This window comes from Peribacillus sp. YIM B13482, from assembly GCF_042787975.1.
Taxonomy (GTDB): Bacteria; Bacillota; Bacilli; order Bacillales; family DSM-1321; genus Peribacillus; species Peribacillus simplex_A.
In genome coordinates this window covers 240,596-253,383 of the sequence record NZ_JBHZPF010000001.1, presented here as the reverse complement: position 1 = coordinate 253,383, position 12,788 = coordinate 240,596, and the positions used below count along the sequence as shown (strand labels likewise).

The following is a 12,788-nucleotide window of genomic DNA, read 5'->3' as shown; positions in this document are numbered from 1 at the left end:
AATTTGATATATTTGAGAAGAAGTTTGATGATGATTGTATGTAGTAGGTTATGGGGATTGTGTTAATAGGCTGATAACACAAAGAAAGACAGTGCTCCACGATTAATTATAATCATTATTCAATTATTACTAATTAATAAAAAGGGAGATCAGATATGTCAAATGAAACAATACAAACCTCAAAGAGACCTTCCTTTCTATCGCTATTAAAAAATGGGGCTAAAGCAATTATTTTAAGAGGATATAAAATGGCTTTTGCAATGGTAGGGCAAGTATTTCCAGTGGATCATAAGCTTGTAATATTTGAGAGTTTTTTAGGAAAGCAGTATAGCTGTAATCCACGAGCGATTTATGAATACTTGCAGAGTCACCATCCTGAATATAAAATGTATTGGAGCGTAGATAAAAGATATAGTGCTCATTTCAAAGAGGCAGGCATTCCATATCTCAATCGTTTTTCATTCAATTGGCTGCTTAAAATGACCAGGGCCCGTTATTGGGTAACGAACAGCAGGCTCCCGCTTTGGATTCCGAAGCCGAAGCACACAATCTACTTGCAAACGTGGCATGGGACGCCATTAAAGAAACTTGCGGCAGATATGAATGAAGTACACATGCCTGGAACAACGACGGATAAATATAAAGAAAATTTCCATGCCGAATCAAGTAAGTGGGATTATTTAATTTCACCGAATGCTTATTCAAGTGAAATTTTTGCCCGTGCCTTCAATGTCGATACTTCTAAAATTCTCGAAACTGGTTATCCGCGCAATGATATACTTTACAATGGGAATAATCGTGATACAATCGACTCATTGAAACAGAAGTTGGGTATACCAATAGAGAAAAGGATCATTTTATACGCCCCTACTTGGAGGGATGATGAGTTTTATAGCAAGGGAAAATATAAATTTGAAATAAAACTGGATTTGAATCGAATGAAACAGGAGCTGGGGGAGGAGTATGTCATTTTGCTCCGTCTTCATTATTTGGTTTCTGAGAACTTGGATTTAACAGCTTATCAAGGATTCGCCTACAATTTATCCAATTACGAAGATATTAGTCATTTGTATCTTATTTCGGATTTATTAATAACCGACTATTCATCCGTATTCTTTGATTACGCAAATTTAAAGCGGCCGATGCTTTTCTATGTATATGATATTGAAAATTACAGGGACAAGCTTCGCGGGTTTTACTTTGATTTTGAAAAGAATGCGCCAGGTATGTTAGTAAAAACATCTGATGCGGTCATTGATAGTATCAGTGCGATCAAATTTGAAAATAACAATGAGTTCAATCACTTTCACGAACGGTTTTGTGCTCTCGAGGATGGCCAGGCTTCACGCCGTGTCGTAGAAAAAGTGTTTTTAGGAAGGTCTGTGTAATATATGAGTTCAGCTTTGACCGTTTTAAAAGAACAAATCAATAATTTTTATTTGGTAAGGCGTTTATCTGTTTATGAGGTGAAAAGTGCCAACAGTAATAACTATCTGGGAATCCTATGGGAAATCATCAATCCGATGATACAGATTGCGATTTATTGGTTTGTATTCGGATTTATAATCTTAAATCGCGGTGAACATTTCCTTCCATGGCTGATGGCAGGGATCGTTGTCTGGTTTTTTGTGAATCCTGCTATAACCCAAACGTCCAAATCCGTCTTTTCCCGACTGAATATGGTATCCAAGATGAGCTTTCCGATGAGTGTCATTCCTTCGTATGTCATTTTTGCTAAGTTGTATCAGCATCTTGTGCTGCTGGGGGTCATTATCATACTATTAGGTTTTACTGGATACCTCCCTACAGTTTACATCATACAACTGCCATATTATGTTGTCGCGACGGTTGCGCTGTTATTTTCATTTGGCTTAATCTCGTCAACCTTATCAACCATTATTCGTGATTTTCACAATATGATCGTGTCATTAATGAAAGTCTTATTTTATTTAACACCAATCCTTTGGGTATTAGATGCTAAAGATCATCCAGTAATCGTTAATATCATGAAGCTGAATCCTCTATATTATATTGTGGATGGGTATCGAGCTTCGTTATTGGGGGAATCATGGTACCTAATAGTGAATTGGGAATATACGCTATATTTCTGGGCAGTCGTAATCATCTTCTTTTTGATAGGTTCCTCGCTGCATGTTAGGTTTAGAGATCGCTTTGTTGACTTTAAGTAAACTGGAAGTGAGAAAAGTTGGAAAAATCGGTAATTGTCAAAGATATAACGAAAAAGTATAAATTATATAATAAAAACTCGGAAAAATTATTGGATCTCCTTTTACCTAAAAGCTATGGGGAAGAGTACTTTGCTCTGAGAAATGTAAGTTTTGAAGCGGAAAAGGGCGATGTAATAGGATTTGTCGGGGTCAACGGATCCGGGAAATCCACATTGTCCAATATTATTGCAGGTATTATCCCGCCTACGGATGGAAATGTCCAAACTAACGGGAAAACGGCTTTGATTGCCGTTTCATCGGGCCTGAATAATCAGTTGACGGGCAGAGAAAACATTGAGCTGAAAATGCTTATGCTCGGATTCGATAAAAATAAAATCAAAGAACTTGAGCCTGAGATCATTGAGTTTTCAGAGCTTGGCAAGTTCATTGACCAACCGGTGAAATCCTACTCAAGCGGTATGAAGTCTAGGCTTGGTTTTTCCATTTCCGTGCATATTGATCCAGATATCCTGATTATTGATGAAGCCTTATCGGTCGGGGATAAAAACTTTGCTGAAAAGTGTTTGGAGAAAATGAACGAATTTAAGGAAAAAGGCAAAACGATGTTCTTTGTCAGCCATTCAATCGGTCAGATGAAGAAGTTTTGCCAAAAGGCTTTATGGCTTGAGTATGGAGAGTTAAAAGCATACGGTGCCATGAACGAAGTAATGCCGCAATATGAAGCATTCTTAAAAGAATATAACGCCATGTCTAAAAAAGAACAGAAAAAGTACCGTGAAGAACAAATGAAAAGACGTAGTTCAACATTGGTATGATAGTGAAAAGCAGACCCGGTCATCGGGTCTGCTTTTTTTAGTTAAGCACTTCATCATAAGTTTTCTCAAACCGCTCGGCAGCTGTAAGGTGGGAGTATTCGCTTTCCATTTTATTTCTTGCTTTCGTAGCTAACATTGTTGCATATTTAGTGTCATTAAGCAGAATAGAGATAGCTTGTGCAAGTGCTTCTATATTTTTTTCCTCAACTAACAGACCATCTTCACCATCAATGAGAATCTCCTTTAAACCTCCGATTGCACTTGCAATGACGGGTGAGCGGCAACTCATCGCTTCTAATGCAGATATGGAAGTCGCCTCTTCCACCCCGTGGGAATGAACACTTGGGATGAGTACGATATCCGATGCTTCATAGAGGCTATGCATTTTCTCGAAAGGCACTGAACCTAAGAAAAGTACGGAATCGGATAATTTGAGCCGTGCTGCCGTTTCCTCAAGCCGGGTTCGCTGTTCTCCTGTACCCGCATAGACCAATACCGTTTCAGGATGGTTTTCCAGCACCTCCGGAAGAGCAAGGAGCGGGTAGATGACACCGTTCTTTTCCGTCATTCTTCTAGGGACGAAAAGCATCTTTTTATGTAGGGGGATTTGAAAATCCTGACGGGTTTGCTTCCGCTTTTCCGTTTCCGGTTTGAAAGCTGACACGTCAATGAAGTTCTTGATCGTTTCCGCCTCTATATGTGCCAAATGATTTATATAGTCTTTTATCCTTTGATCGACCGTCACAACTTTTGCAGCAGACTGATAGGCTTTTCTTTCAAGCTCCCGAATGATTAAATCTTCTTCACTGTCCGGAAGGAGGGCGCCCCTGCTGACTGCTTCGAATGAATAATACCCATGGACGGTTTGTACCGTTGGAATCCCGGATTCAATGGAAGCAAGCGTTGCGAAAATGTCTTGGGCATTAATGACATCATAGTTCTTTTTCAAGCTTTTAATAGATGAAGCCAATAATTTTTGGCGCTGTTTGTCATTGAAAAGCTGACCGCTCCCTTGTTTTACTTTATTCAATAAAAAACCGGGAGCTTGGGCGAGTATCTTCCTCTTGAAAGGGGGCAATTGAGAGAAAGATAATATGTCCACATTATGGCCCCGTGACATTAACCCCTTTTTTAACGTAGTGATATGACTTGATAGCCCTCCTTCATGAGGGTAGTTGAAAATCGTCGTGATTAATATGTTCATAATGGCACTCCTTCTTCTAATTTATTACTTTGATCTTATCCTTTTCATTGCTTGCAGGCTGCTTACTTTAAAAAGCATGGCTAATGCGAAATATAATCCGAATACCAAAAGCGATATGATCACTAATTCCATAATGATGGGGAACGTTTCGGTAAGCGGATGGACCCAGAGCGCAAGTCCGAATATGATGGTTCCGATGATGATCAGCTTGCCGCTTTCCTGAAAAACATCCCTGAAAACGGCCTTGTCCGTTCTTTCTGTCTTTAACCACAGGAAGCCGAATAGGTAGAGAGATTGCAGGAGCATGGATATCCCTGTGGCTAAGGCAATTCCGCCGACACCAAGATAACGTGATAGGACCCAGCTGAGCAGGACATTAAGCAATACGGCGAACAGGCAGGAATACATGGCCACTTTTGTTTTCTTTAAGGCATAGAAGGCGTTCATCAAATAATCCCTTAATGCAAAGAATGGGAGGGAAGCTGAATAAAAGGTAAATGCATTATAGGTCGTTTCGGTGGCTGAAGCATCGAAAGCCCCGCGTTGGAAAGCCAGAGTGATTAAGCTGTTTCCGCTGATTAACATGACGATCATGAAAGGAATGGCTAAAAATAAAAGTGACTTCAGACCTTTTAAGGTCAAATTAAGGAAAGATTGATAGCCTATAAGTGCTCGCTCGACGATTGTAGGATACAATACGGTAATCAACGGCGTGAGGACAATGCTTAATGGCAGCCACAGCAGCCGATTCGCATAGTTCAGAGCTGATACGCTTCCGGTTTCGAGCGAGGTGGCAATGATCCGATCGACGACACTATTCAATTGGATCGCCAAAGCGGCGATGATAATCGGGTAAAAGGTGTACAGTGTTTGAACGATCTGCCTTTTATGAGGCAGGAAAGAGACGATGGGCCGGATTCCGAATCTCTTTAATGATGGGTATTGAATCAGGAACTGACTGGCCGCACCGAACACAAATCCCCAAGCCAGCCCTTCAACCCCAAAGGGAGCAGCGAACAAAACGGTGGCTGCTATAATGACCGTGTTTTGTGCAGTCGAAGTGAGTGCTGGAAGAATAAAACGCTTATTCGCATTCAGGACTCCCGTCGCCATGTATGAAAGTGTGAAAAATAGTAAACTTGGCAGCATGATTCGGGTCAGGGACTCCGTCAGAGCAAGTTCCGAATCAGAGAAACCGGGGGCTACCATTATGACGAGCGGCTTTGTGAAAATCATGCAGGCAATGGTCATTAATCCGGCTATCAACATAAAGAAGGAACCTAAAACACTGATGAATTCATCAGCTTTCAAAGGGTTATTCGCCTTCTTTTCCAAGTAAATGGGAATGACGCCTGCCTGAAGACCGCTGCCGAGGGCCGTAAATAAAATGGTTGGTATGAGGCTTGCCACGAAAAAAACATCTGCCATTGACGATGCACCGAAATAGGCGGCAATGATCGATTCCCGCCCGAATCCGAGGACTTTTCCAATGGCTGCAATAATAGTGACTAGCCCGACCGATTTAATTACATGTGAAAGAGTAGGCATATTTTCAATCCTTTAAATGATATCCTTTTGTAAACAGAAACCTAAACAACTATAAAAAAATAGTGTAAACGTTTTATCTTCTAGAATATTGTAAAAAAGTCCTGCTAGCAATGCTGCTAACATCAGGCAGATAGTAAATACCGTTAAAGTGCCATTTCTCGATTTAATGATTTTACGGTAGGTAAAAAGAATGAATGCAAGTACCGCGAGAAAACCCAGCACCCCAGTTTGAACAAGAATTTGGATATATTGATTATCGGTATACATCCTTTCACCAATTTTGTAATCCTGATAGATTGGTGAGGAAAAGGAAAGGGTGGCAGAATCTCCGAAGGTTGCTAGCCCTGTGCCAATTATGGGATGATCTTTGAAAATTTCAAGTCCCTTAATTAGGACATATAATCGGCCCCATTCTGTACTTTGGTGAAGAGTCGTATTAGAGAACATTTCAGAAAATCGATTGGAAAGGGCATGTTCGTGTTCGGAAGTGGGAGTGCTGCCAATTGCCATATTTTCCATGGGAACCGATGCGGATACCTCCACTTTACTTGAAGCGAATAGAACAGGGTAATAAATCAGAAGCAGGCCGAGACCGAATGCGCCTACAGCATATTTGAGAAATGATTTATTTCTAGTCCAAATTATAAACACGAGCGCCGCGAAGCCGAATGCAATCATCGTACCCCGTGAATAGGTGAGCAGTAACGTACCAGAAAGTAAGATGGACGCTAGAAAGACAAAGGGTTTATATTTTTTCAGCGACTGAAATAGAAAGAAACTAAGGAATAACTGAATGCTTAAGAATAAGGCAAATACATTAGGGTTGGCAGGTGCTCCATAAATCCTCATCCGGTTAGTTGGAGAAAGATTCCACATTTCCCATTCATGGGGCAGCAAGATCGTACGTGAAAAGATTTTCTCCAATATGCCATGCAGGCAAAGAAAAATTGTAAATATTAGGATTACCTTCAAAAAGCGAAAGATATCCTTTCTTTCTAGATTTAATTCACCGATAATGTATAGAAGCAAGAATGTAACAAGCAATGCCCGGAGTTCGAATAGGATGGGGAAGATACCCACTCCGTTTAGGAGTCCAGCTACTGCACCCACTAAACAAAACAACCAAAATGGCACAGTAAAATGATATTTAGAAATATGCCATTCGTATTTCTTGAAATTTTCCATAAGCAAAGAAATGAATAAGGTGAGGATGATCAGATCACCTGTATAGGTTAAGCCGCTATTCAGTTCCATCAATAAGGGACGGGCAGGGAAGTAAATGAATAGAATTAATAACAGGTTTTTTTTATTTATACCGATAAAAACGAGCATTAACACCGTTGCCATGTAACCGGTGATAGGGTGAGGCACTGCTAATGGGACGAGCAGGCACATGATTAGAATGAATAACGATTGTTTTTCTATAAATTTCAATTGATTAACCACCTTTGAATCGAAAATCACGTTCTTTGATGTGTATGAAAAAATTTCTTGAATAATACCCCACCCTTTAGATGTATAGTACATATGAAAGGCTGAAGTGAAATGACAGAAAAGTTTGTTGAGATACTATCCATACCATTCATCGATAGCAATATGGATGAATTCATGAATGAAATGATCTATCCAAGATTAATGAATCAGGAAAAAACGTTTGTCGTTACGGCAAATCCAGAAATAGTTGAGTATGCAAATGAACATCAGGATTATAAGGACATCATTATATCGGCTGATTACATCACTCCGGATGGCATTGGTATTATTATGGCCTCTAAATGGCTAAATCAACCTTTACAAGAGCGGATTACAGGATTCGACTTGATGAATGAATTATTTCGGGTGGCTGATGAAAAAGCGCTGAAGGTATATCTGCTCGGAGCGGAGGAACAGGTTATTGAAACAGCGGCCCTTAAAGCAAAAGAGCTATACCCTGGCCTCGAGTTGGTGGGATACAACCATGGTTATATCGATATTAAGGACGATAGCCTGGCCAAGTCCATAGCGGAACTTGAACCTGACATCATTTTGACTGCATTAGGGTTTCCTAGACAGGAAAAATGGGTTTCCAGGCATTATCCGTTATTTAAAAAAGGAATCTTCATGGGAGTTGGGGGAAGCTTTGATGTTCTTGCAGGAAAGGTGAACCGCGCCCCGGTTTTCTGGCAGAAGATGCGTCTTGAATGGTTGTACCGACTGATCCAGCAACCTTCACGGTGGAAACGGATGCTTGCTTTGCCAAGATTCGTATTCAAGGTTAGACGGTTAAGGAAAACGGTACAGCGTTCCTGAACATAAGGAGTGGAATGGATGAGAATCTTGCACTTAAACGCTGGCAATGAAACTGGCGGCGGTATGTTTCATATTATGTCCTTACTGAACCAATTGAATAAAGAGGAGTGCTTGCTTGGTGTATTTGAAGATGGTGAACTTTACCGGCGGGCCATGTCTTCCGGGATACAGGCCGAACTTTTCAAGCAACATTCCAAATTTGACCTTTCAATTTTGAAACCTTTACGGGACTTTATCCGTCTTAATAATATAGATATCATCCATACCCATGGACCGCGGGCGAATATATATGGTGCCTTTTTAAAGCGCTTCATTAAACGCCCTTGGCTCCTTACTGTTCACAGTTCACCTCATCATGACTTTTTAGGCCAGGGTGTAAAAGGAAAATTGTTTACGGGACTTCATGTAAGGTCATTTAAATATGCAGATCATATACTGGCAGTTTCCGATCGCTTTAAGCAAGGCTTGATTGACCAAGGAATCGATTCGTCCAAAATAACAAAGATCCTAAATGGAATCGACTTTGAAAAGGAATTGCCTTTCCCCTTTCAAAGAGATGATTTTGGGTTTGGGGCAGATGATTTCATCATCATCATGCCTGCAAGGCTTGAACCGGTGAAAGGTCATGAATTTGCCTTAGCGGCATTAAGTGAAGTGGTATCGAAATTCCCCCATGTAAAGCTGTTGCTTGTAGGGGACGGGAGCAGGAGAACTGCTCTGGAAGAGATGGTCTCGGAAAAGGGATTATCCGATCACGTGTCCTTTTTGGGGTATCGTGAAGATTTAGAAAGAATCTACCCGATGGGGGACGTCACATTATTGACTTCCTTAAGCGAAAGCTTTCCACTGGTTTTACTTGAAGGAGCAAGGTCCGGTCTTCCCGCTATCACTAGTGATGTTGGCGGTGTAAAGGAATTGATTCAGGATGGGGGAAAGGGCTGGATTACAGATATAGGAAATGTCGATCAACTGAACTTGGCGATCTGCAATGCTTTAGAATTAAAAAAATCCGGGGACCTGACAAAGATAGGGTCGGATTTACAAAAATTTGCAAAAAACAACTTTTCTATAGAGATTTTAGCCAAAAACGTATATAATGTTTATTTGAGGATGAAAAATTAAAATAAGCATTTATATATAGGTTTTCTTATAGATCGTTACGGGTATTAGATTTTTAGTTGAATTGAGGTGGTTCTTGATGTTAATAGGGGCCTTGTTGGTAGCCTTTTTATTATCCATTTTTTTGACTCCTTTTGTCGGAAAGTTGGCCTTTAAATTAGGAGCTACCGATAAACCGAGTGAGCGAAAAGTGCATAGTAAAATTATGCCGCGCATGGGCGGTTTAGCTATATTTTTGAGTTTTTCCATTACATTCTTAATTTTTACGAATGACTTGTGGGAGCAATTGCCTCTTCTAGTAGGTGCTCTTGTCATCATATTAATTGGAATGGCTGATGATATATATGAATTAAGAGCTGCACCCAAATTCCTTGGCCAGATTTTGGCTGCCCTCATTATCGTATTATGGGGCGGTCTTCAAGTGGAATTCATCAATTTGCCGTTCATTACCGATACACTTGAATTTGGTGTTTTAAGTATACCGATCACCATTTTGTGGATTGTCAGCATCATTAATGCAATCAACCTAATAGATGGACTGGATGGTCTTGCAGGCGGTGTCTCGACAATTGCATTAGTGACAATTGCAACAATGGCCCTTATCAAAGGGGACCTATTCGTTGCCATGGTCGCATTGATTGTGATTGGAAGCACTCTTGGCTTTTTGAAATATAACTTTCATCCGGCAAAGATTTTCATGGGAGATACAGGCGCATTATTCTTAGGTTACATCATTGCTGTCCTGTCCCTGCTAGGGTTTAAAAACGTTACGATGATTTCCTTGATCGTACCGATCATCATCTTGGGTGTTCCCATTTCGGATACATTTTTCGCGATTATCCGCAGGGTCGTCAATAAACAGCCGATTTCGGCTGCTGATAAATCCCATTTGCATCACTGTTTGATAAACTTGGGATTCACTCATAAGCAGACTGTCTTGCTCATTTACGCTTTAGCTGCTTGCTTCGGCTTAGCGGCGATAATCTTTTCATTTGCAACGATGTGGGGAGCTTTGATCCTTGTAACCGGACTCCTGCTGATCATAGAGATTTTTGTGGAGAAAATCGGTTTGGTCAATTCAAACTATCAACCATTGCTGAAGATGCTCAACTTTAAAAACAAGCCATAATGCTTTGCAAATAGATTAATAGATTTGAATAGATGAAAAGCCTCCAAACGTTACTATAAACGGTTGGAGGCTTTTTTGGCATTGATAAAATAAAAGAACCCTTCTATCGGTTATCCCTGACTTGGAAGTGGAGTAGGAATTTCAGAAGTGAGCCGGATGATTCATGAAACAAGGAAAACCCCACTACATGAAGAGTGGGGTTTTCACTTTATTCTTTTATTTGTGATTGAACGGCCTCAGTTTGATTGCCTTCTTTTGGTCCCAGGTTCAAGTGGGATCGAAGTATCTGCTTAGCGTTCGCTACTGATGTATCGTTTAGTTGATAATAATAGGTTCCGTTAATGTAAGAATCCTGACCTTCAAGTTTGATGGTTTCAAGATTAAGTCCCTTATCGGTAGTCACATATTTTATGAAACCCTTAATTTGTGAGAATTGTAGGTTCGTCGTCATATTGTCACCGACAGCTTCCATTACGTCTGTATATTTCGTTATGGACCCAGCAGAAGTTGCTTTGGCGACGATGGCTTTAAGGACTTCCTGTTGACGCTCACCACGTTGGATATCACTGTCCTTTTTACGTGTCCTTGCAAAGGCTAATGCTTCTTCACCATCAACGGTCTGTAATCCTTTTTCAAGATGGATGCCATTCTTCTTGTCATGTGAATCCAGTTCATTTATTTCATAAGGTACGTCGACTTTGATTCCATCCAATGAATCCACGACATCGATGAAAGCATTGAAGTTCATGCGGACATAATAATCGACAGGGATATCGAGTAACTCCTCAACTGTGTCCATCGTTGCTTTTGGTCCACCTGCAGCATGGGCCGCGTTGATTTTCGTGGTTACGCCTTTGGCTGGAACGTACACATAAGAATCACGGGGGATGCTTAAAAGTTTTATGGATTTCTGATCTTTATTGAATGTAGCCAAGATTAAAGCATCCGAGCGTGAGTGTCCTTTATAGTCACGTTTATCACTATCATCGATCCCTATGAAAAGAATCGAGAAATTATCTTTGAGGGGATCTACCGTTTCACTCCGCTTGGCTGAAGCTTCAACCGGGTCATAGGAATTCTTGAAAACATCCTGGGCTTTCAAATATATAGTTGCAGCATACGTAGTGGCCCCTAGACCAAGTACCAGTAGGGGAACAAGCAATAACCAGAGCCTCTTCCGCCTTTTTTTCTTTGTTTTTTTTACTTTATAGACACGCCTAGTAGTAGACATCTTTTTCTTCTCCTTTTAAATAGCGAACATCAGACATAAATCGCTATTTTTCGAATCCAATATATTTCGTCATATATTAATCTTAATTTTACAATGATTTAATAACTTCGTAAAATATATATTTCTTTTCAATTATATTACAGCAAAAAAAAGGAAAAATATGCAGGGGAAAATCAAGTGAATTCCTGTTCCAAATAAAGCATTTCGCCTTCTGTGATTTGGCCTTGACCATTTGTCAGCTCTGTCATCCAGGCGGTATATGCCTCTTTTTGTTTTTCTTCAACATATACTTGGATATCGACCTGTTCAAGGTACTTGATTTCCTTTATTTGATAAATAGAAGATCGCAGTTCATTTTCTAATTTTCCAAGCCAAGTATAGTCGACGGTTGTCGAAATGACCCGCATTAAGTTTCTAATGACTACACCAGTGGCATTTATTCCTTCTGAAGTCGCTTTACTGTAAGCGCGAATGAGACCTCCTGCACCAAGTTTGATGCCACCAAAATACCGTGTGACGACAACGGCGGTGTCTTTCAGTTCTTTTTTCTTTAGAACTTCAAGGATAGGGACGCCTGCTGTACCGCTAGGTTCTCCATCGTCAAGGGCTTTTTGGATTTGATTTTGTTCTCCTATCATATAGGCTGAACAATTATGTGTTGCATCTTTATGCTTTTTCTTGATTTCCTGGATAAAGGCCTGTGCGGCTTCTTCGGTTTCGACCCTAGCGATGTGGGAAATAAAACGGGATTTTTCAATGACGATTTCATGTTCGCCGCGTCCTGTCACCGTTAAATATTGAGTGAGCATATTATTCCACCTTCGTACTTCCTATTAGTTGATTCATTATAAGGCTTTGCGGAAAAAGTGGCAATGACGATTCTATTTCATGCCGTATGTGTAAAGAAACTTTAATATAAGAAAAAGCTGTACGTGTTATAATTAATTCTATTGCCTGCTATTATTATTAGCTGATCATATATGCTTAAAAGAATAACAATGTAGGAAAAACATGAGTTCTGTGCCATTATCTTGCCTTGTCCTTAACGTGTCCTCTCATTTCAAGGATTTTGCCATTTACTAAATGCATCTGTTTCATATGATAATCAATGGAGCGGAATATCCCATTTGATAGAAAAGGATAATTTGTATTGGGATAATAGAAATGGCTTTCTGCCTTTGATGGGTGACTATTACATGATCCCTAATAGCCGATAATATGAGATGGAAAGTTATTGCACATTTTGTGAAAATCAAATAAGGAA

Annotated in this window: 10 protein-coding genes and 1 pseudogene; 6 read left to right on the top strand and 5 right to left on the bottom strand. The window is 40.1% G+C overall.

Annotated elements, in window-relative coordinates; translation table 11 throughout:
* Window positions 1-182 precede the first annotated feature (182 nt).
* The 3 genes and pseudogenes from ACFX4L_RS01255 to tagH all read left to right on the top strand — a co-directional run.
* Window positions 183-1,388, top strand: a pseudogene (locus ACFX4L_RS01255) (CDP-glycerol glycerophosphotransferase family protein); the annotation flags it as partial.
* A 3-nt stretch (window positions 1,389-1,391) separates the two neighbouring features.
* The gene (locus ACFX4L_RS01250; RefSeq protein ID WP_377380924.1) at window positions 1,392-2,189 is read left to right on the top strand and encodes an ABC transporter permease; all 798 of its coding nucleotides are present in this window, start codon (window positions 1,392-1,394) and stop codon (window positions 2,187-2,189) included.
* 17 nt (window positions 2,190-2,206) lie between these two features.
* Complete coding sequence (gene tagH, locus ACFX4L_RS01245) at window positions 2,207-3,004, top strand: teichoic acids export ABC transporter ATP-binding subunit TagH (RefSeq protein ID WP_061465616.1); 798 nt, start codon at window positions 2,207-2,209, stop codon at window positions 3,002-3,004.
* Between the two features lie 37 nt (window positions 3,005-3,041).
* On the opposite strand, the gene ACFX4L_RS01240 is transcribed toward tagH, so the two are convergent.
* From ACFX4L_RS01240 to ACFX4L_RS01230, 3 genes are read right to left on the bottom strand one after another with little or no spacing between them, the layout of a single operon-like run.
* Window positions 3,042-4,208, bottom strand: coding sequence for a glycosyltransferase family 4 protein (locus ACFX4L_RS01240; protein ID WP_377380921.1), 1,167 nt, complete (start codon window positions 4,206-4,208; stop codon window positions 3,042-3,044).
* A gap of 24 nt (window positions 4,209-4,232) precedes the next feature.
* Window positions 4,233-5,756 carry a murein biosynthesis integral membrane protein MurJ gene (gene murJ / locus ACFX4L_RS01235; protein WP_284469238.1) on the bottom strand — a complete coding sequence of 508 codons (1,524 nt, stop codon included), beginning with the start codon at window positions 5,754-5,756 and terminating at the stop codon, window positions 4,233-4,235.
* A 12-nt stretch (window positions 5,757-5,768) separates the two neighbouring features.
* Window positions 5,769-7,190: an O-antigen ligase family protein gene (locus ACFX4L_RS01230; protein WP_377380918.1), complete on the bottom strand. Its 1,422-nt coding sequence runs from the start codon at window positions 7,188-7,190 to the stop codon at window positions 5,769-5,771.
* A 111-nt stretch (window positions 7,191-7,301) separates the two neighbouring features.
* On the opposite strand from ACFX4L_RS01230, the gene ACFX4L_RS01225 reads away from it, so the two are divergent.
* The 3 genes from ACFX4L_RS01225 (at window position 7,302) to ACFX4L_RS01215 (ending at window position 10,293) form a co-directional block, all read left to right on the top strand.
* On the top strand, window positions 7,302-8,045 hold the full coding sequence (locus ACFX4L_RS01225) for a WecB/TagA/CpsF family glycosyltransferase (protein ID WP_284469240.1): 744 nt from the start codon (window positions 7,302-7,304) through the stop codon (window positions 8,043-8,045).
* Between the two features lie 18 nt (window positions 8,046-8,063).
* The gene (locus tag ACFX4L_RS01220) at window positions 8,064-9,167 is read left to right on the top strand and encodes a glycosyltransferase family 4 protein (protein ID WP_377403639.1); all 1,104 of its coding nucleotides are present in this window, start codon (window positions 8,064-8,066) and stop codon (window positions 9,165-9,167) included.
* A gap of 76 nt (window positions 9,168-9,243) precedes the next feature.
* The gene (locus ACFX4L_RS01215; RefSeq protein WP_089361979.1) at window positions 9,244-10,293 is read left to right on the top strand and encodes a glycosyltransferase family 4 protein; all 1,050 of its coding nucleotides are present in this window, start codon (window positions 9,244-9,246) and stop codon (window positions 10,291-10,293) included.
* A 208-nt stretch (window positions 10,294-10,501) separates the two neighbouring features.
* Here ACFX4L_RS01215 and ACFX4L_RS01210 read toward each other — a convergent pair whose 3' ends face one another.
* Both ACFX4L_RS01210 and ACFX4L_RS01205 read right to left on the bottom strand, forming a co-directional pair.
* Window positions 10,502-11,524 carry an LCP family protein gene (locus tag ACFX4L_RS01210; protein WP_377380911.1) on the bottom strand — a complete coding sequence of 341 codons (1,023 nt, stop codon included), beginning with the start codon at window positions 11,522-11,524 and terminating at the stop codon, window positions 10,502-10,504.
* A gap of 173 nt (window positions 11,525-11,697) precedes the next feature.
* Window positions 11,698-12,333, bottom strand: a complete 636-nt coding sequence (locus ACFX4L_RS01205) for a YigZ family protein (protein ID WP_377380908.1) — start codon at window positions 12,331-12,333, stop codon at window positions 11,698-11,700.
* Between the last annotated feature and the right edge of the window lie 455 nt (window positions 12,334-12,788).

Bases quoted from the DNA above. Each gene is read 5' to 3' on its own strand.
- murJ (WP_284469238.1), bottom strand. From the start codon at position 5,756: ATGCCTACTCTTTCACATGTAATTAAATCGGTCGGGCTAGTCACTATT.
- ACFX4L_RS01215 (WP_089361979.1), top strand. From the start codon at position 9,244: ATGTTAATAGGGGCCTTGTTGGTAGCCTTTTTATTATCCATTTTTTTG.
- ACFX4L_RS01250 (WP_377380924.1), top strand. From the start codon at position 1,392: ATGAGTTCAGCTTTGACCGTTTTAAAAGAACAAATCAATAATTTTTAT.
- ACFX4L_RS01225 (WP_284469240.1), top strand. From the start codon at position 7,302: ATGACAGAAAAGTTTGTTGAGATACTATCCATACCATTCATCGATAGC.
- ACFX4L_RS01205 (WP_377380908.1), bottom strand. From the start codon at position 12,333: ATGCTCACTCAATATTTAACGGTGACAGGACGCGGCGAACATGAAATC.
- ACFX4L_RS01220 (WP_377403639.1), top strand. From the start codon at position 8,064: ATGAGAATCTTGCACTTAAACGCTGGCAATGAAACTGGCGGCGGTATG.
- ACFX4L_RS01240 (WP_377380921.1), bottom strand. From the start codon at position 4,208: ATGAACATATTAATCACGACGATTTTCAACTACCCTCATGAAGGAGGG.
- ACFX4L_RS01210 (WP_377380911.1), bottom strand. From the start codon at position 11,524: ATGTCTACTACTAGGCGTGTCTATAAAGTAAAAAAAACAAAGAAAAAA.